Raw genomic sequence first — 23,244 nt, 5'->3', positions numbered from 1 at the left:
TGGCGCTTTGGAACCCTCGCGTCGGTCGCTCAAGTCCGGGCGGCGATGCGATCCTTCCCCACCCAAGACCGCAACACCTCGGGGACGATCACCGAACCGTCGGCTTGCTGGTAATTCTCCAAGATGGCGATCAAGGCCCGACTGACGGCCACCGCCGTGCCGTTGAGCGTGTGAACGAATCGGGTTCCCTTCTCGCCCTTGACGCGATAACGGATGTCCAATCGGCGAGCCTGATAGTCCGTGCAATTGGAGGTGCTGGTGATTTCGCCGAAGTCGCCCCGACCGGGCATCCAAGCCTCGAGATCGTACTTGCGATAGGCAGGCCCGCCCAAGTCGCCCGACGCCGTGTCGATCACCCGGTACGGAATACCCAGGCCGTCGAAAATGCGGCACTCCAACCCTCGGAGATGCTCAAGCATGGCATCGCTCTGCTCGGGCAAGGTGAAGGCGAACATCTCGACCTTGGTGAACTGGTGGACGCGGTAGATGCCCCGAGTGGCTCGACCGTGGGCGCCCGCCTCCGTGCGGAAACAGTGGCTGATGCCCGCCATCTTGATCGGGAGCACATCGGCCTCCAAGATGCGCCCCGCGTAGTAACCGCCCAAGGTGATCTCGGCTGTGGCGATCAAGCTGAGGTCCGAGTTTTCGATGCTGTAAATCTGCGTCTCGGGCCCTCGCGGCAGGAACCCGATGCCCTCCAAGATGTCGTTGCGGGCCAAGTCCGGCGTGGTCATCGGAATAAAGCCGTCCTGGAGCAAGATATCCATGGCGTAACGCTGAAGGGCCAACTCCAGCAGGACGGCCTCATTCTTCAGGTAGTAGAAGCCGTGGCCCGTCACGCGACCGGCGGCGTCGAAGTCGATCAGGTCCAACTTCTCCGCCAACTGAACGTGATCCAAGGGCGCAAAGTCGAAATTGGGGATCGGCGCGGCGCCGCGGGCCACTTCCCGCGCGTCTTCCTCGCCCCCGCGCGGGGCGTCGGGATGCGTCAAGTTGGGGATCAAGCGAAGCAAGGCCTCGGCCTCGGCTTCGACCTCGCTCATCTCGCGCTCCGTCTGCGCCGCCTCTTCCCGCAAACGCCGACCCTCCTCTTTCTTGGCCTGCCGCTCGGCCTCGTCGCGACATTTCGCCAACGACTTGGCGATCTCGTTGGCCCGGCGATTGCTCGCGTCCAACTGCGTCCTCAATTCCCGCCGCCGATTTTCCAACTCGGCCAAGCGGTCCACGTCCACGCGAACGCCGCGCTGCTCGCAGTTCCGCTTGACGTCGTCCAGGTGTTCCACGACCCAACGTCGATCCAACATCGCGCACATCTCCGTTTCATGGGGCGCCGACCTCCTTTCGCTCGGCCGGGCCTTTCGTTCTTTCGGTTGCGGCGCTTAACGAACGCCGGTTGCGGCGTCCGCGACTCAGGCGGTCCGAGCGCCGTCGCTTTCCCGTCGCAACTCCTCCCACAGTCGCGCCGAGGCCGCCATCGCGCGGTGGTAGGTCTGCACGGAATACTTTTCGTTGGGAGCGTGGGCGTTGTCGTCTTCCTGGGCGAAACCGATCAGAAGGACGTCGACGCCCAGTCTTTGTTGGAAACGCGCCACGATCGGGATCGATCCTCCCTCGCGGATGGCGACGGGCGGATTGGGAAACGTCGCCGCCAGCGCCCGCTGGGCCGCCTTGATGTAGGGACTGTCAAGAGGCGTCAACACGGCGGGCGACGCATGCAAGTCGATGATTTCCAGTCGAATGCCGGGCGGACAGAGTTGCCGCAAGCGGATCTCCAAACCCTTGGCCACTTTGGCGGGGTCTTGGTGCGGGACCAACCGAAAGCTGAGCTTCGCCCCCGCCTGGCTGGGGATGACGGTCTTGGCGCCGGCACCCTGATAGCCGCCCCAGACGCCGCAAACGTCGTAGGTCGGCCGCGCCCAGCGACGCTCCAGCACCGAGTAGCCCTTCTCTCCCACCGCCGTTTCCACGCCCAGCATCCGAAAATAGGCCTTTTCGTCGAAGGGCACGGCGCGAATCCTCGCCCGCTCGTCTTCGCTCAACGGCACGACGTCGTCGTAGAAACCGGGAATCCGGATTCGGCCGTTGTCATCCGTCAAACCGGCCAGCATCGCGGCCAATGCATTGCATGGGTTGGTTACCGCTCCGCCGAACGAGCCGGAGTGCAAATCGCGATTCGGACCGGTCAGTCGGATCTCGAAATACGCGATGCCCCGAAGGCCGTAGGTGACGGCGGGCTGATCCGGACCGGGCATCCCGGTGTCGCTAATGACCACGCAATCGCACGCCAAACGATCCGATGCCTGATCGATGAATCGCTCTAAAAGGTGGCTGCCGACTTCCTCCTCGCCTTCCACCACGAATTTGAAGTTGAGCGGCAATCGCCCGACCGCCTCCTTCCACGCCCGAACCGCCAAAATGTGCGGCAGGATTTGCCCCTTGTTGTCGCAAGCCCCGCGGGCGAAGAAGGCCCCGTTGCGGATATTCGGCTCAAAAGGCGGCGTATCCCACAGCGAAGGATCCTCGGCAGGCTGCACGTCGTAATGCCCGTACACCAACACCGTCGGGGCGCCCTCCACCCGCGGCGACTGAGCGTAGACGATGGGACGATTCTCGCCGTCCACCAGCTCCACGGAGAACCCCATGACCTCGAAGAGTCGCGCGGTCCACCGCGCGGCCTCGCGGACATCCTCCGCATGTTCGGGATCGGCGCTGACGCTGGGAATCCGTAGGTATTCACAAAGCAAGTCGTCCCATTCGGCCCGATGTGCTTCCAGATATCGCAAGACTTGATCAATGTCGCTCATGGATTCCGCCATTCCCTGCCGTGGGGGAAAAGTGTCCACCGGAACGAAGACCACAAGGCTTTCAGGCGGCGAGATTTTCGCCGAAAATGCCGTCTGCGGGCGATTGTCGGGCAACTCCCGCCGAGAGGCCCCACCCCGAGGAACTCCTCGAAGCCGCAAAAACATCACTATAATGAGAATGTGGAGTTTGGACTATCGGGACACGGGGAATCGCCCGCGCGGTGGCCGATCCCCCGCGGTTACGGATGCGTTGGTACGGAGTGAACCGCGCCAATAGCCGAGGAGGCCGACGTGAATCGGGCAGCCGACGCCGAAGAAGCCCCGGTCGCCGTGGAGTCACGACCGGACCCCAAGGAGGCGGATCGCACCAAGCCGCGAAAGGTGCCGCGGTACCATGTGGTTTTGTGGAACGACGACGATCACACGTACCAGTATGTCATCCGCATGCTCACGGCGCTGTTCGGGCACACCAAGGAAACGGCCTTTCAAATGGCCAAGGAGGTGGATACCCGGGGACGATGCATCGTGTTGACCACGACCCGGGAACATGCGGAATTGAAGCGGGATCAGATCCACGCCTTTGGTCGCGATCCCCTGGTTCGGGGATGCGCAGGCTCCATGACCGCCACCGTCGAACCGGCCGAGTGACGGGAATCGGCGCCGATTTTCCGCGGGCAAGACGCATAAGGGAGGCACGCCGCCGCGGGGAATCCGGCGACCCTTCATCGGGACCGCATCCGCGCAATCCGACCCGACCGCCAAATACGCGGACAGCCGAGATCCGGTGGGCGGTCCCTTTGTTCTGTTTTCGTTCATTCGATTCGATTTTCGCTCATCCGATCGTTCATTATGCCGACGCTCAAAACCATCACGCTGGGCTGCAAAGTCAATCAATATGAAACGGAGTATCTCCGCCAGGGATTTCTGCAACTGGGTTACCGGGACGCAGCAGAGAACGACCCCGCCGACCTCTACATCTTCAATACTTGTACGGTGACGCATCAAGCCGACGCCGAGTGTCGCAAGATCCTTCGCCGTTTGGCCCGCGAGAATCCTGCCGGGGAAATCATCGTGATGGGCTGCTACGCGACCAAGGCGGCAGACCAGGTCCGCGGGCTACCCGGCGTCAGTGAGGTCGTCACCGACAAACGTCGCATGGCCGACGTGCTGGCCAAGCGCGGACTGGTGCAAGTTCCCACCGGCATCTCCGAGTTTGCGCGGCGGCACCGCGCTTACGTCAAGGTTCAGGACGGATGTTTCCTGCCGTGCAGTTACTGCATCATCCCTCAAGTCCGCCCCGAGGTCTGGAGTCGTCCCGTCTCGGAGATCGAGGATGAGGTGCGCAGGCTGGCCGACTCGGGCTACCGCGAGGTGGTCTTGACGGGCGTGCACCTGGGGCTTTTCGGTCACGATAAGCCGCGCGACGAGCGGATCGACCTGGCGGGCTTGGTGGAACGCCTGATCAACGTGCGAGAAGGCTTCCGCATCCGTCTTTCCAGCTTGGAGGTCAACGAAGTCTCGGATCGGTTGCTTGCGGTGATGGCGGCCCACCCCGACCGGGTATGTCCCCACTTGCACATACCCCTGCAAAGCGGTTCGCCCGCCGTGTTGCGGCGGATGCGGCGGCGAGCCTCGATGGGGTACTTCTTCGATCGTTGCGCCCGAGTGCAGGAGTCGCTCCCGTTTCCCGCCCTCTCGACCGACGCCATGGTCGGTTTTCCCGGTGAGACCGACGAAGATTTCGAGGCCACCTGCCGCGCGGTGGAGCGGATCGGCTTCGTCAAAGTGCACGTGTTTCGGTTCAGTCGACGTGAGGGGACGCCCGCCGCCGACATGCCCGATCAGGTACCCGAGGAAATCAAACGCGAGCGGGGTCGCCGGTTGGACGAAACGGCCCAGCAATCGCGCCGTCGCTACATCAGCCGACTTCTGGATACGGAGGTGCAAGTCTTGCTGGAGGACGAAACCGACCTGACCTCGCCGGTATGCCCCAACCGCGTCCTGGGCATGTCCGACCGATACGTGCCGACGGCTTTGCCCGCCGGGGCCGGCAAGCCCGGCGAATTGGTCTCCGTTCGCTTGACGGGCTGGGACGGCGAATTCTTGCACGGGAGCGTCTTGGTCGCCAACCGCTGCGCGTGACGATCGGCGGATCAACGCGACCCGAGCGACCGACCGGTATTGAGCAACCGAACGCCCGCCGACCAGGCGGCTTGCCTTCATGAATAAGTGCCGCGCAACGTCCGCGGAGCGACCGAAGCGTCTATGACGCCGCGTCGGATCGGCCTCGAATAATGCCCCTTCACGGTGGTCTGCGAGACTTGACAACCCAATCCCCGCGCGTTCGAATAGGCTTGAGCCGCTTACGCGGCAGTCATTGGCGCTTGATCGGGGATGCGAACCCGCGTCCCGTCCGATCGGCGGATGTGAGATTCTTTTTGGAACCGGTTTGGAGAGGGGGAACGCATCATGAAGCGACTATTGGCGTTGATGGCGGTTTTGGGAATGTTGACTTTGGCGGTGGGGTGTCCGAAGAAGGCCGAAGAACCGAAGGCCCCTGAGGCGGGATCGGCAGCGCAGGAGCAACCGGCCCCTGCCGCGGAACAACCGGCCGAGCAACCCGCGGTGGAGCAACCGGCCGAGCAGCCGGCCCAAGAGCAACCGGCGGATGCAACGGCCCCGGGTTCGGTGCCGCAGATCGAGTTCCCGAGCACGCCGCCGGCAGCCCCGGCCGAGCAGCCTGCTCCGGCGGAACAGCCCGCGATGGAGCAACCCGCGCCGGCGGCGGAACCTGCGCCGGCGGCGGAACCTGCGCCGGCGGCAGAACAACCGGCCCCTGCCGCGGAACAGCCCGCCGAGCAACCTGCGATGGAGCAACCGGCCGAGCAACCCGCCCCGGCCGAGCAGCCCGCTGAGCAACCTGCTCCCGCCGAAAAGCCGGCCGAGCAACCCGCTCCCGCCCCTCAACAATGAACCACATGGTTTGAGGGTTGGCGCGGAGACTTACCGCGATAATCTCCCGTGAGGCGGCGCCGTCTTAGGAGCCTTCCGTAATTCGAACATGCAGCACGGCGGGCCGAGGCGTGGGCCATCGGCTCGCCGATTTTTCGCGCGCCTTGGTTGCGAACGCGGGTCCTCGCAGTGTGCAAGCGATCTCGACCGAAACTTTCCGGCTCGAGAATTCACGCGGTCTCTTGGACGATGGCGTGGTTCACGGCTTCGGTTCGAATCCGTCGAAGCTGACCGCAAGCCGCATCGATGGCGTCGCCCTTGCGGTGGCGGATCGTCACTTGCACGCCGGCCGAGTCGAGAATCGAGGCAAACTCTCGCACGTCGCCGCGGTGCGGCGTGCGATACGGCAACCCTTGAATGGGATTGAAGGGAATCAGATTCACCAGGGCGTTGCGGCCTCGCAGCAATTCGGCCAACGCCGCGGCATGGCTGGGGCGATCGTTGACGTCGGCCAAGAGCACGTACTCGTACGTCACGCGACGTCCCGTCTTTTCGAAGTAATAGTCGGCGGCTTCCAGGATCGCCCGCAGTCCGACTTTTTCGTTGGTGGGCACAATGCGACTGCGGAGTTCATCGTTGGGAGCGTGCAGCGACACCGCCAGATGATAGGGAGCACCGCGATCGGCCAATCGTCGAATGCCGCCGGGGACGCCGACCGTAGAGATGGTGACCCGCCGAGCACTGATCCTGAGACCGTCCCGCCGCGTGGCCCAGTTCAGGGCTTGGAGCAGGCGCTCCAAATTCGCCAACGGCTCACCCATCCCCATCACGACGATGTGGCTCAACCTTTCGTCGGGCCCCAGCAGTCGCCGCAGTTGCAACAATTCCTCGAAGATCTCGCCCGCCGTCAAGTTGCGGACCAAACCGTCCAAGCCGCTGGCGCAAAAGACGCACCCCATCGCGCAGCCCACCTGGGTGCTAATGCAGGCCGTGCGATTCCCTTTGTCATCTCGCAGCAGCACGCATTCGATGTGCTCGCCGTCGGCGGTCTTCAGCAGCAGCTTTTCCGTTCCGTCGGGCGAGGTTCGATGGGCGACCGTCTCCATGGACCAAATGTAGAAATCCCTGGCCAGCAGATTGCGCAGCACCTTGGGGATGTCGCTCATTTGTTCGAACGGCACGCCGGGTGCGTTACACACCCAATGGCCGACTTGACCGGCGCGAAAACAGGGTTGCCCATGCCGTGTCAACCATTCCTTGAATTCCGAGACGCGGAGATCGAGAAAGTGCTTCATGGCAAGACGAAGAGCGGCAACAAATAGATAAGACGAGAGGAACGGCTTCGGCCCTCGTGTCCACCCACTTCATTATCGCATGCTTGCCCCGTGAATCCAGTCCTTGCCCTTGGTGAAGCCCTTTGCCGACTGATCCAGCGTCCCCGCTATCGCCGGCATCGTTTTCCGCCCTGATGCGGCATCTTGAACGCCCCTCAGCCCTCGCCCTTCTCGTCCGCCTCGGCGCATTTCACGCACAGGGACGTGAACGGAATCGCCTTGAGTCTCGCCTTGGGGATTCGGTCTCCGCACGCTTCGCAGGTGCCGTAGGTCCCCTCGTCGATCCGTTTTAGGGCATGTTCCACCATTTCCAGGGAACGATTCTCGTTCTCCATCAACGACATCGTGAACTCTTGTTCGTAGCTGTCGCTGCCGGATTCGGCGGGATGAATGGGGGCGCCGCCCCGCGTCGAGCCGTTCTCCTCGGATTGAGATCGAGCGGCTTCCGACAGGTAGCGCATGTTGCCCACCAGTCGCTCTCGCAGCGCCAGGAGATCCTTCCGAAAGCCCTCGAGTTCCTCTTTCTTCATATGCCACGCCTCGCAGTCCGCGCAAGGAATTGTGTCGAAGCACACCCGAACTTTCGATTCTAGGCGAGCCTTCCGGCGGTGTCAAACGGCCCATAATCGCGGCGCCACCCAGACTCGGCCTCAGCGCCCCAGCAGACGGACGACAACCTCGCAGAGCGTTCCGTGCCTCAGCGCGCCGCCCGAGTCCGAAGAACATTCCAACGAACATCCCAAGAACGTGCGAGCCTGCCCGAGCCGCGCCGCCGGCCAATCTCCCCGGAAGGAGCCGCGCTGCGAGCGATGCTTCGCGGTAAGCACCGCGGACTCGCCGAACGATCCCGCCGCGCCGTTTCGGCCCGCACTCGCATCCGTGCTTTGCCCGATCGCACCAGCGCCCGCGTCAATGCTGCTCTGGCATTCGCCCGTCAAACTTCTCCGCCATATGGCGATGAACCGTCAAGCCGCCGGGCCGTCATAAAAAAGAGCCGTTCGCGGAGGAACGGCTCTTTCGCTGCCGGGAACGATTGCGTGCTTAGCAATCGCGAAAACTCAATCGGTAAGGTTAAACTCAAATACCTGCTCGCCCTCTTGCTCGGCAACCGTGCACTCCAAGCCGCTGGACTGAGCCGAAAGATACTTGACGGGCAAAACCTGTTTCGGCCCCGAGGGGGCGGCATTGGCCCCGGCCTCCTGCTGTTTATAGAACTCTTCCGCAGTAGTCGCGGTAGCGGCCCCGCCTCCTTCTACCTTGGAAACCGTGATCCAGTACTTGCCCGGCACGGCACCCTCGGCCAATCCTGGGATCGCCAACTTGGCGACACCCTCGGCGTTCGTAACACCGGAGGCGCCGCGGCCCGACTGATCCTGCGGAATCAGCGTCACACTCGCCCCCTCCAACGGTTGCCCGCGGTACGTAATCTTGATCGACGTCGGGTAAGTCTTGGGGACGGACGTTTTTCCCTTGCCGCAGCCCGGCAGTGTCAACACGGCCAGGCCGACTGCGGCAAATGTGCAGACCGAGAAACCGAAGATGTTCTTCATGCGGAACTTCCTCCCGTGTTTAGATCTTGGGTTGAAAAACCGACCGGCAAGCCCTACGCCCAGGCCTGCCGGTGCTTGAATGCGGGGCCCGAGGCCGGTTCCTCCGCCGCGTTGCAGCGAACGGAAGTCGGCGAATCGTTCGGGCGTCACGGCGTTTGCACGGTCTCGCCGCCCGAGATGCTGCCGAGGGCGCCCCACACCCCGTACAGCGAAGGCCCGGAGTAATCTTGCGGGCGACCGGTATCCGTCAACGGCGGGAAACCCGGCGGCGGCGAGGTCGCCGTGCGCGTCGGATCTCCTGCGTCGATCGTCTCACTGATGAACTTCACCGCTCCATCCAGAAAGAGAACGTTCACGCCGCCCGGATGCCGACTGGTGGCCGTCGTCATGAGCCAGTCTTCCGTGTGGCCGTTGGCACACGTGGGGCCGTTGGGAGGCAGCATGGGCAGCCAAGTCGTATAGATGGAGGAACACATCCAGCGAGATCCCAAGTGCAACCACCCCCGCGTCTCCACCGTAACGCTGTCCAAGAACCTCTTATTGGGGCCGACCAATTGCAGGCACAAAGACGGCGGGGCGCTATTGTAGGCGCCGACGTTCAGGGCCGCCGCCTCCCCGACCTTGCGACTGCCCGGCACTCCCACCATCACCTCCGCAACCGCCATCGTGTTGCTCGTCCCGTCCGACACCATGGCGAAGTTCGTCGGTCTCTTGTCGACGCGGGCGAAAACCCCGCGGCTTTCGTACCAATCCCAATTCAGCCATTGATCGCCGCGGTTGCAATGGTAGTTGCCGGGGGCGGCGTTGCCCGAAGAAGTGAATAACGATTTGACGCTTCCCATGTCGGACGGACAAATGAAAGCGCTGATCATAGTCTTCGCGCTCGGGGCCGTGGTGCCGTCGGGCCACTGAGCAAAGGAATTGTTCGACGCCATTTGATCGAACAACGGCTTCTGTTCGACGAACGGCAATAGGCACGCCAGGTACGACCAGCGATACCACTGTCCCGACCCGCGCGGGTTGGTGAGGCCTTGGAATATGGGATCGTGCGAACTGCCGGGCAAACGATCATAGACATCGTGGAAATTGTGCAGGGCCAAACCGATCTGCTTGAGGTTGTTGGTGCATTGCGAGCGTCGTGCCGCCTCGCGGGCAGCCTGAACGGCGGGCAAAAGCAAAGCGATCAAAATGCCGATGATGGCGATGACCACCAATAGCTCAACGAGCGTGAACCCGTGTGGAGCCGACCTGCGAAATCGAGAGTGTTTCACGACAGACCTCCTTCATCGAAAAACAAGAACAAAAGGACGTCGAACTGGGCATGGACCGCCTTGAAGACCGGCCAAGCCTCAGGACCAACATGTACGATACTATTTCGTGGCGCCGAGTGCAAGCTTTTAATACATCAGGGTGCGGCTGATAGATCGTGGCAAGTTTAGGCGGCTTGTTGGAGATGGGCGGACCACAGGGCGTCGAAGCGGCCGTCGTAAAGGGCGGCGCGGAGGCGGAGGATGGCCTCCGCCCGACGACGACGCCAGTTGCGCATCCCGGCCTGTTTACAGCGTGCCCCCACCAGGCACTTGCAGGCCGACTCGACCGGGCCGCTGCCAATCGGCAACCCCGCCGCACGGTAGCGGGGATAATCCATCCGCTCCGCATTGTTCTTCAGATACACTCCCAGCTTCCGCAACGCCTCCCGCTTGCTCGGCGCACGCAACTGTTTCTGCAAGGCGGCGATCGCCACGCGCGCCTGCCGGTGACCGCCTTCCCACAATTCTAAGAGCCGCTCCTTCGCCCAAACCTTCGCTTCCTCCGTCCCCACACCGAATACGTCATGGGCCGCTTGGTGGACGTTCTCGCTCAAATGATACCAGTCCAAGACGGGCACAGCCTCGGGAAAGTGGAAGGCCGCCAATTCCCACAGCCAGTGCGCGCCGTCGCCCAAGAACACACGTTGCGACGCTTGGCCGTAGCCGGTGCGATAGGCCTCCAGAAACAACTGCCGGCCAAACTCCTCCAACGACAAAAACCGGGCGAACGTCTTCTGCGCCAGGGTGTTCTTTTCCCCGTCCAGGGCCCGCACCCGACCGACACAAATCTCTCGCCACTCGCCTTCCGCGTGAATCATGGCCCCATCCGCATACACCGCCACCACGGGAGCATGGCACGTGGACTGCGGCATCCTCTGGGCTTGCTCCGCGGGCGACAACCCAAAGAACGTCTGGCGTTGAGCGTCCTCCTGGGCCAAGAGCATCTCACCCGCCGTGTGCGCGATCTGCTGGATCGTTTGCTTGCTCAGTTCCACGCGGTGGTCCGCACGCAAGACCGTCTGCACTTGTTCCGCCGGTATCCATGCCATGAGCCGGGCCACCACTTTCGCCAACGGCCAACTGACGCCGTGGCCGGCAAACCGCAACCGCGCATCGTGCGGATACCATTCCTCTTCACAACGATCACAACGCCGCCGGGGACGCCGGCATTTCACGTCGCCGAAAGTCGTCGCCACCGTGCAAGGCGGGCAGCCGCGATGCCGCATGGACTCCCCACAACACGGACACTTCGGCAACGCATCCGACGTGTTCGCCGAATCCGCCCACGCCTGCAAGGCTTGATTGCCCAGGCCGTGGAGGCCCTCGCTCAAGACCTGCTCCGCTTTCTCGAAGTCGTCCACCTTGACCGGCATCGCGTCCAATACGCTGTCAAACTTCTCGTGCAGTTGACGACGCTGCTCTGCGCTGAGTACACTCCTCATCACGATTCCTTTCAGGGTGTTAGGGGAACTTCCAACAACGCAAACCTCTAACACCCTGTTTTACTTATTCCCCCCAATCGCGCAACAGCATTTCAGCCGCACCCATAAGCGGCGGTGCTACCCAGACTCGGCCTCAGCGCCCCAGCAGACGGATGACAACCTCGCAGAGCGTTCCGTGCCTCAGCGCGCCGCCCGAGTCCGAAGAACATTCCAACGAACATCCCAAGAACGTGCGAGCCTGCCCGAGCCGCGCCGCCGGCCAATCTCCCCGGAAGGAGCCGCGCTGCGAGCGATGACCCAAGGACAGGACAGACGATTGAGTGGAGCGCGTGGCGTTCGTGCGGGAGTGGGGGAAAGTGGCGAAGTCGCAGAACGAGCAAGCTAACCGGCACGCCGCCTCGGTCGCGTCCGCTTGGGCGCCTTTTTCGGCGTCTCACCCCTTGCGCAATTTGGCATAAGCCGTCGCATACGCGGTTAATGAAGTCGCAAACGTGGCGAAACTGAATTCCGGATTTGGTTCACGGAAAGTGCCTTTCAGACCTCCAATCTTATCAGACAAGATAAGGCAGGTCCCATCGTACAATCGCTCCCTCATCAGACGCTCGCAGAAAAGCTCGTAACGCTTCGCGTACGATGTCCTCTTGAATTCGTCGAAAACCTCGAAATGCGGCTCATTTGCGCGAACCGGCGTCGTGGACTGCGGGGCATCCTCCAGCAACATCAACCAGCCGAGCCACGGCCGTTGCGACGGCCTGAACTTTCCTACGCGATACGCGGTAAGAAGGTCAGTGGAATTACCCAAGGCTTCTTCAACGCGATTATTGAAGTTGTTGCCAAAAGACGGACCGATATGAGCCTTGAACTCAATTGACGCCAAAAGGGCGCCCTCCACAACCACAACCAAGTCCCAATTCTTGGTTGGACGAAAGTAACCGGGCAAGGTTGTTGTCGTAGTGTGTATCGCGGTGTCCGGCAGTCCGGCCTCAGCGAGCAACTCCCTCAATAGGTTGATGAAACCGTCAAGGTGCTTCCCTCCTGTAACTGCCCTTCGATTACCTGCGTCTTTTTTGCCGGTGGCGGCCCCCTGTTTTTCGTGCTGTCGCGTTCTTACCTCCCAGAAGTATCGGACAGCTTTCGAAACTCGCTTTCTATAATCCATCATTTGTGCCTTGTTTTTCGGTTTTTATTTCGGCGCGGGCGAACAGCGACACCGTTGCGTGCCGAATTCGTTTCTCTGCCATCGCGAAATAGTGTGGGTCAATTTCAACTCCAATTGAATTGCGACCCCATTTTGCGGCTGCTACGGTCGTAGTGCCGGTCCCCATGAACGGATCCAACACGGTATCTCCCACGAAAGAAAACATACGAACAAGCCGTACCGCGAGTTCTTCGGGATAAGGGGCCGGGTGATTTCGGGTGGATGCACCAGTCACTCCGGACCAGATTGATTGAAACCATTGCTTGTGATTGTCCTCTGAAATAACGGAGAGCACACGAGTTGGGATAGTTGGTTTGCGGTAACCGCCCGGCTTGCGTTGCATAAGTATGAACTCGATATCGTTCTTGATTACCGCGTTTGGTTCATAGGGTTTGCCCAAGAACCCGGCTCCGTTGCCGGATGCTTCAAAAACCGCATTTGCTATTTTGTGCCAAATAATTGGCGCGAGATTGTCATAGCCGATCTTGCGGCAATGTTCTTGTATGGATGCATGGAGTGGAACGACCGTATGTCTTCCATCGTTCTTCCGACGAGACAGACAGACATCGCCGACCACGCAGATTAAACGCCCACCTGGTACTAAGACGCGATAGCAGTGTTCCCAGACTTTGTCGAGTTCTCGAAGAAAAGTTTCATAATCTTCCACGTCTCCGAGTTGGTTCTCGTGATCTCGGTACTTCTTCAGTGTCCAATAGGGCGGGGAGGTGACTACTAAATGAACGGATTCATCCTCGATAAAGGACAGCTTGCGCGCATCGCCATGTACCAAACGGTGTTCCGTTGGTATCTGTTGCACGGCGGCCTCGATTTCGGCCATGAGTCTCTTGTTCTTGGCAACGCGAGGAATGTCCGTTTGCGGGTTTTCCAGTCGAGCAACCGACGATGGGAGATAGTTGTCGGGGTCATGTACCATAGTCTTCAGCATGGGAGGCGCTTTGCAATCATGTCCGGTACGATACGCGGGCTTTCCCCAAACTCTGAACTTGGTTATCGGAAGCTTCCGCCTGTTACCGGTAATTGCCGAGCGGGGGCTTGACCCGCCGGTGGTGGATCCTCGTTAGGCGATTTTGGCCCGTCGGTTGCTTCATTGTCAACTCTCTTGCGGCGTCGGGCGTCATTGACCCGAGGCGCAGGCACCATTAGACTGAAGGCTGGATCGGCTAGCGCGGCGCCGGACGACGGCGAGCAAGTCCCCACGGGCGGCCTTGTCCGGCGGCGGCGAGGGGCGAGCCGGGCCGTGCGTCTCGAAACTCACGGTGGCTGTAGCTCAATCGGTTAGAGCACCAGACTGTGGATCTGGGTGTTGGGGGTTCGAGTCCCCTCAGCCACCCTCGGTGAACTTTCGCCCCATATCTGCCGCCTTTTCGATCGGGGGGCGGAACTTGCCTGTCTCATCCGCCGGCGTGGCAAGGCTCCAGACGGGGTGTTCTTGAGCGTTGCCGGAAAGTTTCGGCCCACGCGGTTTACCGCCACACACGCGGCCTGGATTGGCGACTTACAGGGCCGGTTCGGCCTGGCCGGTACGACCGAAACGGAGCACCGGTGCTGTTTATTTTGGAGGGTGCACTTGCGCCGTTGCGGAGCGCGCAAAGGCCGGACGAGGTGGTATAGGTAATTAGGGTGGCCCAGGCAACGCGGGCTACAGGTCCGGCAAGAGGTGGCCCATCTTTTCACGCTTGGTCGCCAGGTACCTCGCGTTGAACTCGTTGACGGGAGCCAGGATCGGCACCTGGTCCACGACCTCCAGGTCATAGCCGCCGTAGATGAAGGCGTCCGTCTTCTTCGGGTTGTTGGTGAGTAGACGAATGCGGCTCAGGCCGAGGTCTTTGAGGATCTGAATGCCGATGCCGTAATCGCGACTGTCGGCCTGATGTCCCAGGGCCAAATTGGCCTCGACGGTATCCATCCCTTGATCTTGCAGGTGATAGGCCTTGATCTTCTCCGCCAGGCCGATCCCGCGCCCCTCTTGCGGCAGGTAGACGAGCACGCCGCCGCCTTCGCGGGCCATCGCGTCCATCGCCAGGTGGAGTTGGTCGCCGCAATCGCAACGGAGCGACGCAATCAAATCGCCGGTAAAGCACGACGAATGCAGTCGCACCAACGGCACGCCTTGCGAAGGGGGTTCTCCCAAAACGACCGCGATCGGTTCCTGCGATTCGTACTTGACCCCGTAGACGATGATCCGGCCTTGTCCGTATCGCGTCGGAAGCTGAGCCTCGGCAAGGCGGTACACCAGCTTTTCGCGGCGGCGGCGATAGCGAATCAGATCCGCAACGGTGATGATCTCGAGGTGATACTTTCGGGCAAGTTCGATCAATTCGGCGGCGGTAGCCCGATCTCCGGAGGCGTTGAGGATTTCGCAGAGCGTTCCCGCGGGTTTCAAACCGGCCAAACGGGCCAGATCGACTGCCGCTTCGGTGTGACCGGCTCGACGCAGCACCCCCCCCTCTTTGGCCACCAGCGGATAGACATGGCCGGGACGAACCAGATCGCCCGGCTTGCAATCGGGATCTACCAGCGCCTGGATGGTGCGCGCCCGCTCCGCTGCGGTAATGCCGGTCTTCGACGAACGGTGATCGACCGGGACCGTGAAAGCCGTCCCCAAGGGGGAGGTGTTGTTGCGGACCATCAAGGGGAGGTCGAGTCGCTCCGAGACCTCCGGCAAGACCGCCGTGCAGAGCAGACCACGGCCCACGGTGATCATGAAATTAACGATCTCGGGCGTGGTCTTTTCGGCCGCGCAGATGAAGTCTCCCTCGTTTTCGCGATTCTCGTCGTCGAGGACAATCACGACCTCGCCGCGCCGAATCGCGTCGATGGCCGCTTCGATCGTGGAGAATTCATCGCCCATACCGGACCTCGGATTCAGGGTCGAGGGTCCGACCTTCGCGACGCAGGACGGCCTCAACTCCCCATTATTGTAGTCGAAACGACAAGTCGGCGCAAACCGCCGCGTTGGATTTGATTCCGATTCAGGCAGGGACATTTCGGGTGTTCCAACGTCGCGAAAGGGCGGATCGTTCGTAATTGACGATTTCTCTTATTTTTACGTTTGGATTACGGCGGAGTTCACCCGGGAGGCCGGCGCTCGACTTGCGCGCGGGTGCCGAACCGCCTGCCGCCGCGCCGAGAGTTCCCTGCCGTGTCGGGGACGGTTTCGCGAATCTCGCAGACCGAGCGGCGTGTCTTCAGGCCGGCGAGATGCATGGAAATTGTTCGGAATGGCGAAAATATTCCGATTTTATCGATTGAATGGCCGATAAAGCTCTTACGAGCATAGAGAGAGATCGCCGGACGGAGTGGCCTGTACGCCGCTTGCTTTCGGTCCGCGGTTGCCCACAAGAGGAAGAGAATCGGTCATGAAATCTCGACTGCATATCTCGGCCGGGCTTGGTCTTCGGGAAATGATTCCCGTTTACGCCGGAATCGTGTTTCTGTGCGGCGCGGGCTGCTGTGCCGTGCCGGGACCGTACCGTGCCGATGCTCCGTTCGTGGGCCCGGGCGGGTGCGCGGGCGGAAGTTGCGGGGTCGGACGGTGTGGCGCGTGCTCGGACGGCGTGGTCGTCGAGCGACCCGGCCTGCTGTCGGGCGTGTTTCGAATCCTGGGCATCGGCCCCTCGTGTGGAGATTGCGGGCCGCGCTATTGGGGCGACTGGGGCGGAGAGCCTGCCAACTGCGAGGCTTGCGACGATTACGGTAACTGGACGGGCGGCGGAGCGGCATATGCTCGCCCTGTTCTTTCGGATGTGCCGGAGTCCGTGGAATCGGTCCCCCGTCCGGCGCCTTGTCCGCACTGTCGGCAGTCGATCTCGCAACACGCGGTGCCTGCCGCTGGTCCAACGGGTGCCGCTCTCCGTTCATCCGTAGAACGCGGACAGCGGTATGCCGAAGCCTCCAGCGCACCGGTCGCGACCGCCGCGCGGCGGTGAACGGGCAACGACTCGGCGGTTGAGTCGATTCTTGGGATCGCTGAACCAACCCTCGGGCGGGCCTGCTCTCGGTGCAGGGCAAGTTCCTCGGCTTGACGGTCCAGACTCCCGCCTGGGCGACCGCCTTTGTCGGTGATTCTCCGGCTAGCGGCGGCGTAAGTGTCGTGGCAATACCGTTCACAATGCGCCAACCGCGAACGCTCGCGTTGCTTTCCCAGAGCGACATCTCTCTGAGCGGCAGCGCTTCTTGTCGCCGTCGGTAATGCCGCCGTCTCGGCCCGACTCTTTGGGACGGCACGGAATTTCACCGGAGCACCGCGGGGAGTTATATTGGGGGATAAGGGACGCGACGCTTTTCGTCGGGTCACGTCGTCGCCCCCTTTAGCGCAGGTGGTGCATGATGGTAGGAGTCGTTCGATGAGACCGGGCGTTGTCAAGCGTTGCTTGTCGTCGTATACCTTGGGAACGTTGCGATGTTCCTTGGTGTCGGCGGTGTTTCTGGCGGCGATGCCGGCGGCGTTGATCGGGGCACTCGGGGTAACTGCGGAAGAACCGCCCGCCCTCAATCCCTTTGGGCCGACCGTTCAAACGCGAGAGGACGCGGTGCCGGGGTACATCGAGCTATCGAACGGGCAGGTCGTGGCGGGTAGGCTCTACATGACTCGGGATAAACGAGTCAAGGTCTATGACGGAGAATTGAAACGACAACGCGAGATTCCGCTGAATCGCATCCAGGAAATCGAATGCACCGTGCTAAAAGAATGGATGGAAAAAGAGTGGCGATTCCGCGAGTTGGCCAAGGACGAGAAGGAATATACGGGCAGGAGTTATCCGGCCCGGGAGTACACCCACACGGTGACGCTCGGCGACGGTCGCAAGATCGAAGGGCCTTTGGCGGAAGTCATCTACATCGAGCCTGAAGTGGGCGGCGACTCGCGATCGGGCGGCGGTTCCGGTCGTTATGCCGAACCGCTGAGATTTCTGTTGCACAAGCGAGAAAAGGGCGAGGTGGGCGAAGACCTGAAATCTTTGGTATACGTCAAGCGGATTCGATTGGGCGAGGAAGCCCTGGCGGAAGGGAAGAGAAAGGCCGCGGCACGGCCCTACGTGCCGTCGCCCAAGAAGTGAAGGCTTTGGAACGAGTCCCTCACCGCCGCTTGAGGTGATGCCGTCGACCGGTCGGTCGGCGGAGAGGACGGATATTGCATCGGCGGCGGTCGCGTGCGGTCCGCCGTCAACCGGAACAGGCGATTACGACATTCGATTCATCGTCGCGGAGAAGAGGCAACGAGACGCTCGTGGCGGAGATTTCCCTAGCTCGAGGCGCAAGCCCGCTCACCATGCTGCTGGTCCTGCTCGTCGCGGCGGTACTGGTGACGGTGTTCTATTACCTCAAGTTCGGGCAACTCCGCCCCAGCCAATGGCGGACGCTGCTTGCCCTCCGACTGGTCGCCGTCGTCTTGGTGGTGCTACTCCTTTTTCGACCGGTGGTCCGCTTTTACCGGGATAAGACGCAGCGCCCGTCTCTGGTCTTTTTGCTGGACTGCTCGGCCTCGATGAACATCGCCGACGATACGAGCGGGATCACGCGCTTCGAGCAGGCGCGAAGCCGCATCTTGGACTGGAGCGAAAAGCTGCGGACCGACTTCGACCTGCTGCTGATACCGTTCGCGGAGCGGGCGTTTCCCGTCGCCTCGATCGCGGAAATCGGTCAATATCGACCGGAGGGGCAGGCGACATCGCTGTCGCGAGCCTTGGTGGCCGCCGTCAAGGCCGCTCCCAAATCCGAATTGGAAGCGATCTTCCTGTTTTCGGACGGCATCCACAACGCGGCACGGAGTCCGCGCGAGGTATCGTCCAAGATGCAGACCCGGGTGTTTTCCGTGGGAGTCGGCGCGGGGCTTCGCAGCAGCGCCTCCTATCGCGACATTCAAGTGACGGCACTGGATTGTCCGGAGCGATTCCTCGTCAACAACCTGGGCAGGATCAAGGCTTCGGTGGAGGCCGTCGGATTGGCGGGCCGAGTCGTCACCGTCACGCTGTACGAAGATGATCAGGCGATCGCCTCGCAGGAAGTGGTGCTCGACGATCAACCCGGACCGCAAGACCTGACATTCGAGTTTCGTCCGACCGTCAAGGGGCGGCATGTGTACGCGGTCAAGATTCCGCCGGTCGGCGAAGAAAAGATCGAGGAAAACAACGTTCGTTCCGCGCCCGCCATCGTCGTTCAACCGGGCATCCGCATCCTTTACTTGGAGGGCACGCTGCGGGCCGAATACGGGGCCTTGGTCGACCGGTTTTTGTCCAAGGATCCGGACCTCGAGTTCTACGCCATGGTGCAGACGCGGCGAAACGTTTTCGTCAAGCGAACGAATATCGAGGGGTTGGAGTTTTCGGGCATTCCCTCCGATGCGGATTCGCTTGCGCAGTTCGACGTGTTCATTATCGGGGACTTGGACAGCAGCTACCTGACTTCGGCTCAGCAAGAGGCCGTGATCGAGCGTGTGCGGAACGGTGCCGGGTTGATCATGTTGGGGGGATATCGGGCCTTGGGGCCGGGCGGATACGCCGCGACGCCCTTGGCCGCCGTCTTGCCCGTCGAATTGGGAGATCGCGACGTCGGCCAGGTGACCGACCCATTCCTCCCGGAACTCACCGCCGAGGGGAGGCAGCACCCGATTTTCGCCAACATCACGGAGTTTTTTCCGACGGCGACGGGCGGGCCTAAGATCGCCGGCCTACCGGAGTTGGACGGATGCACGAAAGTTCTCGGCGCTCGTCCGGGGGCTTCGGTCCTGGCGGTCTGCCCCGTCACCCCCGACCGCATGCCGGTCTTAGCCGTGATGCCGGTCGATCGCGGTCGCAGCGTCGTCTTTCCCGTGGATACCACGCGCAAATGGCAGCAAGGACCGCGGGTGCTGGATCAACAGTCGCCCTTCCTGCAACTTTGGGGACAACTGGTGCGCTGGGCGGCGGGACGCGAGCAGGACGTTGAAGCGAAGGCGGGCGTTACGGCCAATACCGACAAGGCCTATTACGAACCGGACGAGGTCGTCCAGTTGGCCGCCGTGGTGCGGGACCAACGAGGAGAAGGTACCGACAAGGCCAAGGTGGAGGCGGTGATTCGGGCGAAGTCGGGCGCCGCCGAGCGGGTGACGCTGACGAGCCTCCCCGGACCGGGCGGGCACTACGGCGCCTCCTACGAACCCACGCTTAACGGGACGCTCGAAATCGAAGTCGCGGCGGAACTGGAGGGGCAAAAACTGGCCGCGGAAAAGCTCGTGATCGAAGTGGGACGACCTTACCTGGAATTCGAAAAACTCGACCTCGACGAGCAAACCCTGAGCGGAATCGCGGCGGATACCGGCGGTCGGTACCTGCACATCAGCGCCGCCGACAGCCTCATGGAGCAACTGAATCGGGCGGAGCGCAAGAAGCGAATCTATTTGGAGCAACCGCTCTTCTCGCCGCTGTTGTTTTGGCTCTTGTTCGCGGTCGCGGTGACGACCGAATGGTTCCTCCGCCGAAGGTTTCAGATGCGATGACCGGAAAGAGCAGCTATCGCTACGTCGAACCGTCGGCCCTCGCGCGGGTCAAGAACCTCCAGGTCGTGGCCCGGGGCGTGGTGGAAGGCTTCATCAGCGGTTTGCACGCCAGTCCCTACAAAGGATTCAGCGTGGAATTCGCGGAGCACCGCGAGTACACGCCGGGCGACGATCCTCGTCATTTAGACTACAAAATGCTCGCTCGGACCGAGCGGCTTTACGTCAAACAATACGAGGAAGAGACGAACATGCGGGTTCAGGTCCTGCTGGACGCCAGCGGGTCCATGAGCTATCGCCACGACGCGAAAATCAGCAAGTTGGAGTATGGTTGCTATCTGACCGCCATCCTGGCCTATCTCATGACGCGGCAGCAGGACTCGGTCGGGCTGACGGTCTTCGACGATGCGGTCCGCTTGGATATGCCGCCGCGGAGTTCCCCCCGGCACTTCAACGAAATGATGCGGCAATTGGAGGCTTTGCGGCCCGGCAAGGTCACGCGGCTTTCGGACGTTTTGCATAAACTGGCCAATCGCTTCAAGAAACGCTGTCTGATCGTACTCATCAGCGATTTGTACGATGAAGTCGATCCGATCATTCGGGCGCTGCACCATTTCCGCCACCGCAAGCACGAGGTCATCGTGTTCCAAGTGCTGGACCGGGCGGAGGTGGAGTTCCCCTTCGACGATCTGACCGTCTTCGAGGATCTGGAAACCGACGAGCGATTGGAGGTGGACCCGCTTTACGTCCGCGACGAATACAAGCGATTGCTGGCCGAGTTCCTGTCGCAATTCCGCATGGCCTGCACCGAGAGCGGGATCGACTACGTGATGACGGATACCTCGGTCCCCTACGACTTCATGCTTTCCCGATACTTGACGAAGCGTAACCAGTTATGACGTTCGGCGCAGCGGCATTCCTCTTGGCGGCGTTGGCGGCGGTCATTCCGCCGATCCTGCACATGATCAACCGCCGCCGTGCCAAGCAGTTACCGTTCAGCACGCTGCGGTTTCTGCGCATCAGCGTGCAAAAGACGCGGCGTCGCCGGCAACTGCATGACATTTTGTTGATGCTGCTTCGGATGGCGGTGTTGATCCTGATCGCCGTGGGACTGGCCCGCCCGACCGTGAGCAAACTGCGGAACTTCTTCGGCGGGGCGGACGCGGCGGTTGCCCTCATCCTCGACAACTCCGCCAGCATGGCGACCATCGACGAAGGGCGTCCGCGTTTCGAGTGGGCGGTGGGCGCCGCCGAGCAGATTTTGGATGAATTGGGAGACGGCGATCAAGTCGCCTTGTGGACCACCTCCGGCGTCCGCTACCCGGAGTTGGGAGTCTTCGACGACGGGCACGACAAGGTGCGGCAACTGTTGGCGCAGGTCGGTCAGGCGGGCGCCACGTACGAACGGGGCGACGTGGGGACGCTGGTGGAAGAGGCCCGGCGGCAACTGGCAGCCGCCACCGCCGCGAACCGTCAGATTTTCGTCATTACGGACAATCAGGCCGCCGCGTGGCAGGGTTTGAAGCAAGCCGACGAAAAGGCGGATGCAGGCGCGGTCGCCGACGCGGACCCGGAAACCGTCCGCAAGGAACGTGAGATCCCGATCATCATCGTCGATTGCCGGCGCACGCCCAAGCCGAACGTCGCGGTGCGCCGCGTGGAAATTCAGACCGTGATCCCCGTGGCGGGGATTCCCATGAAAGCGGTGGCCGAGGTCTTCAACGCCTCGTCGGTGGCCCAGCAGCGGTTGTTGGAACTGTACCTGGACGGGACCAAGATCGGTTCCAGCCCGGAATTGAACATCCCGCCGGAAACGTCCGCCACCGTCGAGATCGTGTTTACGGTGCCCAGGGGCGGTCTGCATCAAGGCGAGGTGCGACTGGCCGGTGAAGACGGCAATCCGCGCGACGATCGGCGATTCTTCACGATCGAGGTGGGGGCGGGCATCCCCGTGGCGGTCGTGTGCGGAGAAAGGCACGAGATCGCCTATCTGAACGATTCGTTCTATTTGGAACGAGCGCTTCAGCCCTTGGACGAGGAGGATTGGGCGATCAAGACGACCGTCCTATCGGCGGCGGACTTGGCGACGGAACCGGCGTCGAACTACCGCGTCATCTACCTGGTCAATGTTCCGGCCTTGGATGCCGCCGTAGCCCAACGCTTGGCGGATTACGTGGAGCACGGCGGGCATCTGGTCTGGATCGCCGGTCCCGCCGTCGACGCGGATGCTTATAACGCCATGAATGCGGCGGCGGGCGGACGCTTGCTGCCCGCTCCCCTGTCGGGCGTCGCATCCCCGGATCCTTCGCAGGAACGAGACAGTTGGTACGTGGCATCCCTGGATAAGCAGTATCCCGCCGCGACGCATCTGGTGGATCCACCGTCGCTGTATCGTTCGGTCCTGGCGTACAAGTACGTCAAGGCGGATGCGGCGAGCGTCCCCGACGTCACGGTCATCGGCCGATTCGACGGCGACGGCGATCCCTGGCTGATGGAGCGGCAGGTGGGTGACGGCAGCACGCTGTTCCTCGCCACCAACGTCCACGTGGACTGGACGAACCTCCCCTTGCGTCCGATTTTCGTTCCCCTGATCGCGCGGCTGACGTTCCATTTGGCGGGCGGTGAACCGGCGCGGTACAACGCGGATGCGGGCGGCGTGATCGTGCTGCCGTTCGAAGGTCGCATACCGCCCACCGCCGTCGAGGTCCTACCGCCCAGCGGTGCGCTCAGTCGCGTACAAGTGAGCGAGAAGACGGGCGGTACCAAAGAGTTCCGTTACGACGACACGCACCAGGTCGGCGTTTACGTGTTCCGCCTTTTGGAATCGGTGCGGCCCAGCCAAACGGCCTTCGCCGTTAATTGCGATGCCGATGAGGCCGATCCCGCCGCGGTCTCGCGGGAGGATTTGGAAAAGCTGCTGGAGGGGACGCCGGTGATCTTCGCCGAGAATCCCGAAGACCTGAGCGGAACGTTCGCGTTGCTGCGGCAGGGACGGAGCCTGTCGGAATGGTTCTTGGGTGCGGTGCTGATCGGCCTGATCTTCGAGACGTTCGTCTCCAATTGGTTCAGCCCCAAAGAGGAAACCGGGCCCAAAGTTCTCACGGCGTATCGTCCCACACGGCGGTTGTCCCCTTTCTGAAGCCCCCGCTCGCCGCCCAGCGT

At 61.9% G+C, this 23,244-nt stretch carries 18 protein-coding genes and 1 tRNA gene; 9 read left to right on the top strand and 10 right to left on the bottom strand.

Going from position 1 to position 23,244, the window contains the following annotated elements; translation table 11 throughout:
- Nucleotides 1–29: 29 nt before the first annotated feature.
- Both serS and ACYQ6J_RS12735 read right to left on the bottom strand, forming a co-directional pair.
- A complete protein-coding gene (gene serS, locus ACYQ6J_RS12740) occupies nt 30–1,304 on the bottom strand; it encodes a serine--tRNA ligase (protein ID WP_460184559.1) in 1,275 nt (424 codons plus the stop codon).
- A gap of 105 nt (nt 1,305–1,409) precedes the next feature.
- Nucleotides 1,410–2,804: a dipeptidase gene (locus tag ACYQ6J_RS12735; RefSeq protein ID WP_460184558.1), complete on the bottom strand. Its 1,395-nt coding sequence runs from the start codon at nt 2,802–2,804 to the stop codon at nt 1,410–1,412.
- 291 nt (nt 2,805–3,095) lie between these two features.
- Here ACYQ6J_RS12735 and ACYQ6J_RS12730 point away from each other — a divergent pair, with 291 nt between their 5' ends.
- From ACYQ6J_RS12730 to ACYQ6J_RS12720, 3 genes are all read left to right on the top strand, one after another.
- Nucleotides 3,096–3,452, top strand: coding sequence for an ATP-dependent Clp protease adaptor ClpS (locus ACYQ6J_RS12730; protein ID WP_460184557.1), 357 nt, complete (start codon nt 3,096–3,098; stop codon nt 3,450–3,452).
- Between the two features lie 201 nt (nt 3,453–3,653).
- Nucleotides 3,654–4,946 carry a tRNA (N(6)-L-threonylcarbamoyladenosine(37)-C(2))-methylthiotransferase MtaB gene (mtaB, locus tag ACYQ6J_RS12725; RefSeq protein ID WP_460184556.1) on the top strand — a complete coding sequence of 431 codons (1,293 nt, stop codon included), beginning with the start codon at nt 3,654–3,656 and terminating at the stop codon, nt 4,944–4,946.
- Nucleotides 4,947–5,273: 327 nt separating this feature from the next.
- A complete protein-coding gene (locus tag ACYQ6J_RS12720) occupies nt 5,274–5,777 on the top strand; it encodes a hypothetical protein (protein ID WP_460184555.1) in 504 nt (167 codons plus the stop codon).
- A gap of 209 nt (nt 5,778–5,986) precedes the next feature.
- Here the strand turns inward: ACYQ6J_RS12720 and rlmN are convergent, their stop codons facing one another.
- The 7 genes from rlmN to ACYQ6J_RS12685 all read right to left on the bottom strand — a co-directional run bounded on the left by rlmN (nt 5,987) and on the right by ACYQ6J_RS12685 (nt 13,536).
- Nucleotides 5,987–7,051: a dual-specificity RNA methyltransferase RlmN gene (gene rlmN, locus ACYQ6J_RS12715; protein ID WP_460184554.1), complete on the bottom strand. Its 1,065-nt coding sequence runs from the start codon at nt 7,049–7,051 to the stop codon at nt 5,987–5,989.
- Between the two features lie 194 nt (nt 7,052–7,245).
- Nucleotides 7,246–7,620, bottom strand: a complete 375-nt coding sequence (locus tag ACYQ6J_RS12710; RefSeq protein WP_460184553.1) for a TraR/DksA family transcriptional regulator — start codon at nt 7,618–7,620, stop codon at nt 7,246–7,248.
- 528 nt (nt 7,621–8,148) lie between these two features.
- A complete protein-coding gene (locus ACYQ6J_RS12705; protein WP_460184552.1) occupies nt 8,149–8,640 on the bottom strand; it encodes a hypothetical protein in 492 nt (163 codons plus the stop codon).
- Nucleotides 8,641–8,786: 146 nt separating this feature from the next.
- On the bottom strand, nt 8,787–9,911 hold the full coding sequence (locus tag ACYQ6J_RS12700; protein ID WP_460184551.1) for a DUF1559 domain-containing protein: 1,125 nt from the start codon (nt 9,909–9,911) through the stop codon (nt 8,787–8,789).
- A gap of 164 nt (nt 9,912–10,075) precedes the next feature.
- Nucleotides 10,076–11,392 carry an ISKra4 family transposase gene (locus tag ACYQ6J_RS12695; protein ID WP_460184550.1) on the bottom strand — a complete coding sequence of 439 codons (1,317 nt, stop codon included), beginning with the start codon at nt 11,390–11,392 and terminating at the stop codon, nt 10,076–10,078.
- A 433-nt stretch (nt 11,393–11,825) separates the two neighbouring features.
- A complete protein-coding gene (locus ACYQ6J_RS12690; protein WP_460184549.1) occupies nt 11,826–12,554 on the bottom strand; it encodes a PaeR7I family type II restriction endonuclease in 729 nt (242 codons plus the stop codon).
- Entirely contained in the window at nt 12,541–13,536 is a 996-nt protein-coding gene (locus tag ACYQ6J_RS12685; protein WP_460184548.1) for a DNA-methyltransferase, read from the bottom strand. The genes ACYQ6J_RS12690 and ACYQ6J_RS12685 overlap by 14 nt, the downstream gene beginning before the upstream one ends.
- Nucleotides 13,537–13,867: 331 nt before the next feature.
- On the opposite strand from ACYQ6J_RS12685, the gene ACYQ6J_RS12680 reads away from it, so the two are divergent.
- Nucleotides 13,868–13,941: transfer RNA gene (locus ACYQ6J_RS12680), tRNA-His, on the top strand.
- 309 nt (nt 13,942–14,250) lie between these two features.
- Here ACYQ6J_RS12680 and ribB read toward each other — a convergent pair.
- Entirely contained in the window at nt 14,251–15,462 is a 1,212-nt protein-coding gene (gene ribB / locus ACYQ6J_RS12675; protein ID WP_460184547.1) for a 3,4-dihydroxy-2-butanone-4-phosphate synthase, read from the bottom strand.
- Between the two features lie 508 nt (nt 15,463–15,970).
- Between ribB and ACYQ6J_RS12670 the strand changes: the two genes are divergently transcribed.
- From ACYQ6J_RS12670 to ACYQ6J_RS12650, 5 genes are all read left to right on the top strand, one after another.
- Nucleotides 15,971–16,540, top strand: a complete 570-nt coding sequence (locus ACYQ6J_RS12670) for a hypothetical protein (protein WP_460184546.1) — start codon at nt 15,971–15,973, stop codon at nt 16,538–16,540.
- A gap of 417 nt (nt 16,541–16,957) precedes the next feature.
- Nucleotides 16,958–17,668 carry a hypothetical protein gene (locus tag ACYQ6J_RS12665; RefSeq protein WP_460184545.1) on the top strand — a complete coding sequence of 237 codons (711 nt, stop codon included), beginning with the start codon at nt 16,958–16,960 and terminating at the stop codon, nt 17,666–17,668.
- Between the two features lie 170 nt (nt 17,669–17,838).
- A complete protein-coding gene (locus tag ACYQ6J_RS12660; protein WP_460184544.1) occupies nt 17,839–20,085 on the top strand; it encodes a glutamine amidotransferase in 2,247 nt (748 codons plus the stop codon).
- Entirely contained in the window at nt 20,082–20,981 is a 900-nt protein-coding gene (locus tag ACYQ6J_RS12655) for a DUF58 domain-containing protein (RefSeq protein WP_460184543.1), read from the top strand. The genes ACYQ6J_RS12660 and ACYQ6J_RS12655 overlap by 4 nt, the downstream gene beginning before the upstream one ends.
- The gene (locus tag ACYQ6J_RS12650; protein ID WP_460184542.1) at nt 20,978–23,221 is read left to right on the top strand and encodes a BatA domain-containing protein; all 2,244 of its coding nucleotides are present in this window, start codon (nt 20,978–20,980) and stop codon (nt 23,219–23,221) included. The genes ACYQ6J_RS12655 and ACYQ6J_RS12650 overlap by 4 nt, the downstream gene beginning before the upstream one ends.
- Nucleotides 23,222–23,244 lie beyond the last annotated feature (23 nt).

The sequence above is a fragment of the Thermopirellula anaerolimosa genome, assembly GCF_054657335.1.
This window is presented reverse-complemented; position numbering and strand designations above follow the sequence as displayed.

Coding starts and splice junctions, on each gene's coding strand:
- ACYQ6J_RS12655 (WP_460184543.1), top strand. CDS start 20,082: ATGACCGGAAAGAGCAGCTATCGCTACGTCGAACCGTCGGCCCTCGCG.
- ACYQ6J_RS12735 (WP_460184558.1), bottom strand. CDS start 2,804: ATGAGCGACATTGATCAAGTCTTGCGATATCTGGAAGCACATCGGGCC.
- ACYQ6J_RS12685 (WP_460184548.1), bottom strand. CDS start 13,536: ATGCTGAAGACTATGGTACATGACCCCGACAACTATCTCCCATCGTCG.
- ACYQ6J_RS12690 (WP_460184549.1), bottom strand. CDS start 12,554: ATGATGGATTATAGAAAGCGAGTTTCGAAAGCTGTCCGATACTTCTGG.
- ACYQ6J_RS12670 (WP_460184546.1), top strand. CDS start 15,971: ATGAAATCTCGACTGCATATCTCGGCCGGGCTTGGTCTTCGGGAAATG.
- ACYQ6J_RS12650 (WP_460184542.1), top strand. CDS start 20,978: ATGACGTTCGGCGCAGCGGCATTCCTCTTGGCGGCGTTGGCGGCGGTC.
- ribB (WP_460184547.1), bottom strand. CDS start 15,462: ATGGGCGATGAATTCTCCACGATCGAAGCGGCCATCGACGCGATTCGG.
- ACYQ6J_RS12705 (WP_460184552.1), bottom strand. CDS start 8,640: ATGAAGAACATCTTCGGTTTCTCGGTCTGCACATTTGCCGCAGTCGGC.
- ACYQ6J_RS12665 (WP_460184545.1), top strand. CDS start 16,958: ATGAGACCGGGCGTTGTCAAGCGTTGCTTGTCGTCGTATACCTTGGGA.
- ACYQ6J_RS12695 (WP_460184550.1), bottom strand. CDS start 11,392: ATGAGGAGTGTACTCAGCGCAGAGCAGCGTCGTCAACTGCACGAGAAG.
- ACYQ6J_RS12710 (WP_460184553.1), bottom strand. CDS start 7,620: ATGAAGAAAGAGGAACTCGAGGGCTTTCGGAAGGATCTCCTGGCGCTG.
- ACYQ6J_RS12720 (WP_460184555.1), top strand. CDS start 5,274: ATGAAGCGACTATTGGCGTTGATGGCGGTTTTGGGAATGTTGACTTTG.
- serS (WP_460184559.1), bottom strand. CDS start 1,304: ATGTTGGATCGACGTTGGGTCGTGGAACACCTGGACGACGTCAAGCGG.
- rlmN (WP_460184554.1), bottom strand. CDS start 7,051: ATGAAGCACTTTCTCGATCTCCGCGTCTCGGAATTCAAGGAATGGTTG.
- mtaB (WP_460184556.1), top strand. CDS start 3,654: ATGCCGACGCTCAAAACCATCACGCTGGGCTGCAAAGTCAATCAATAT.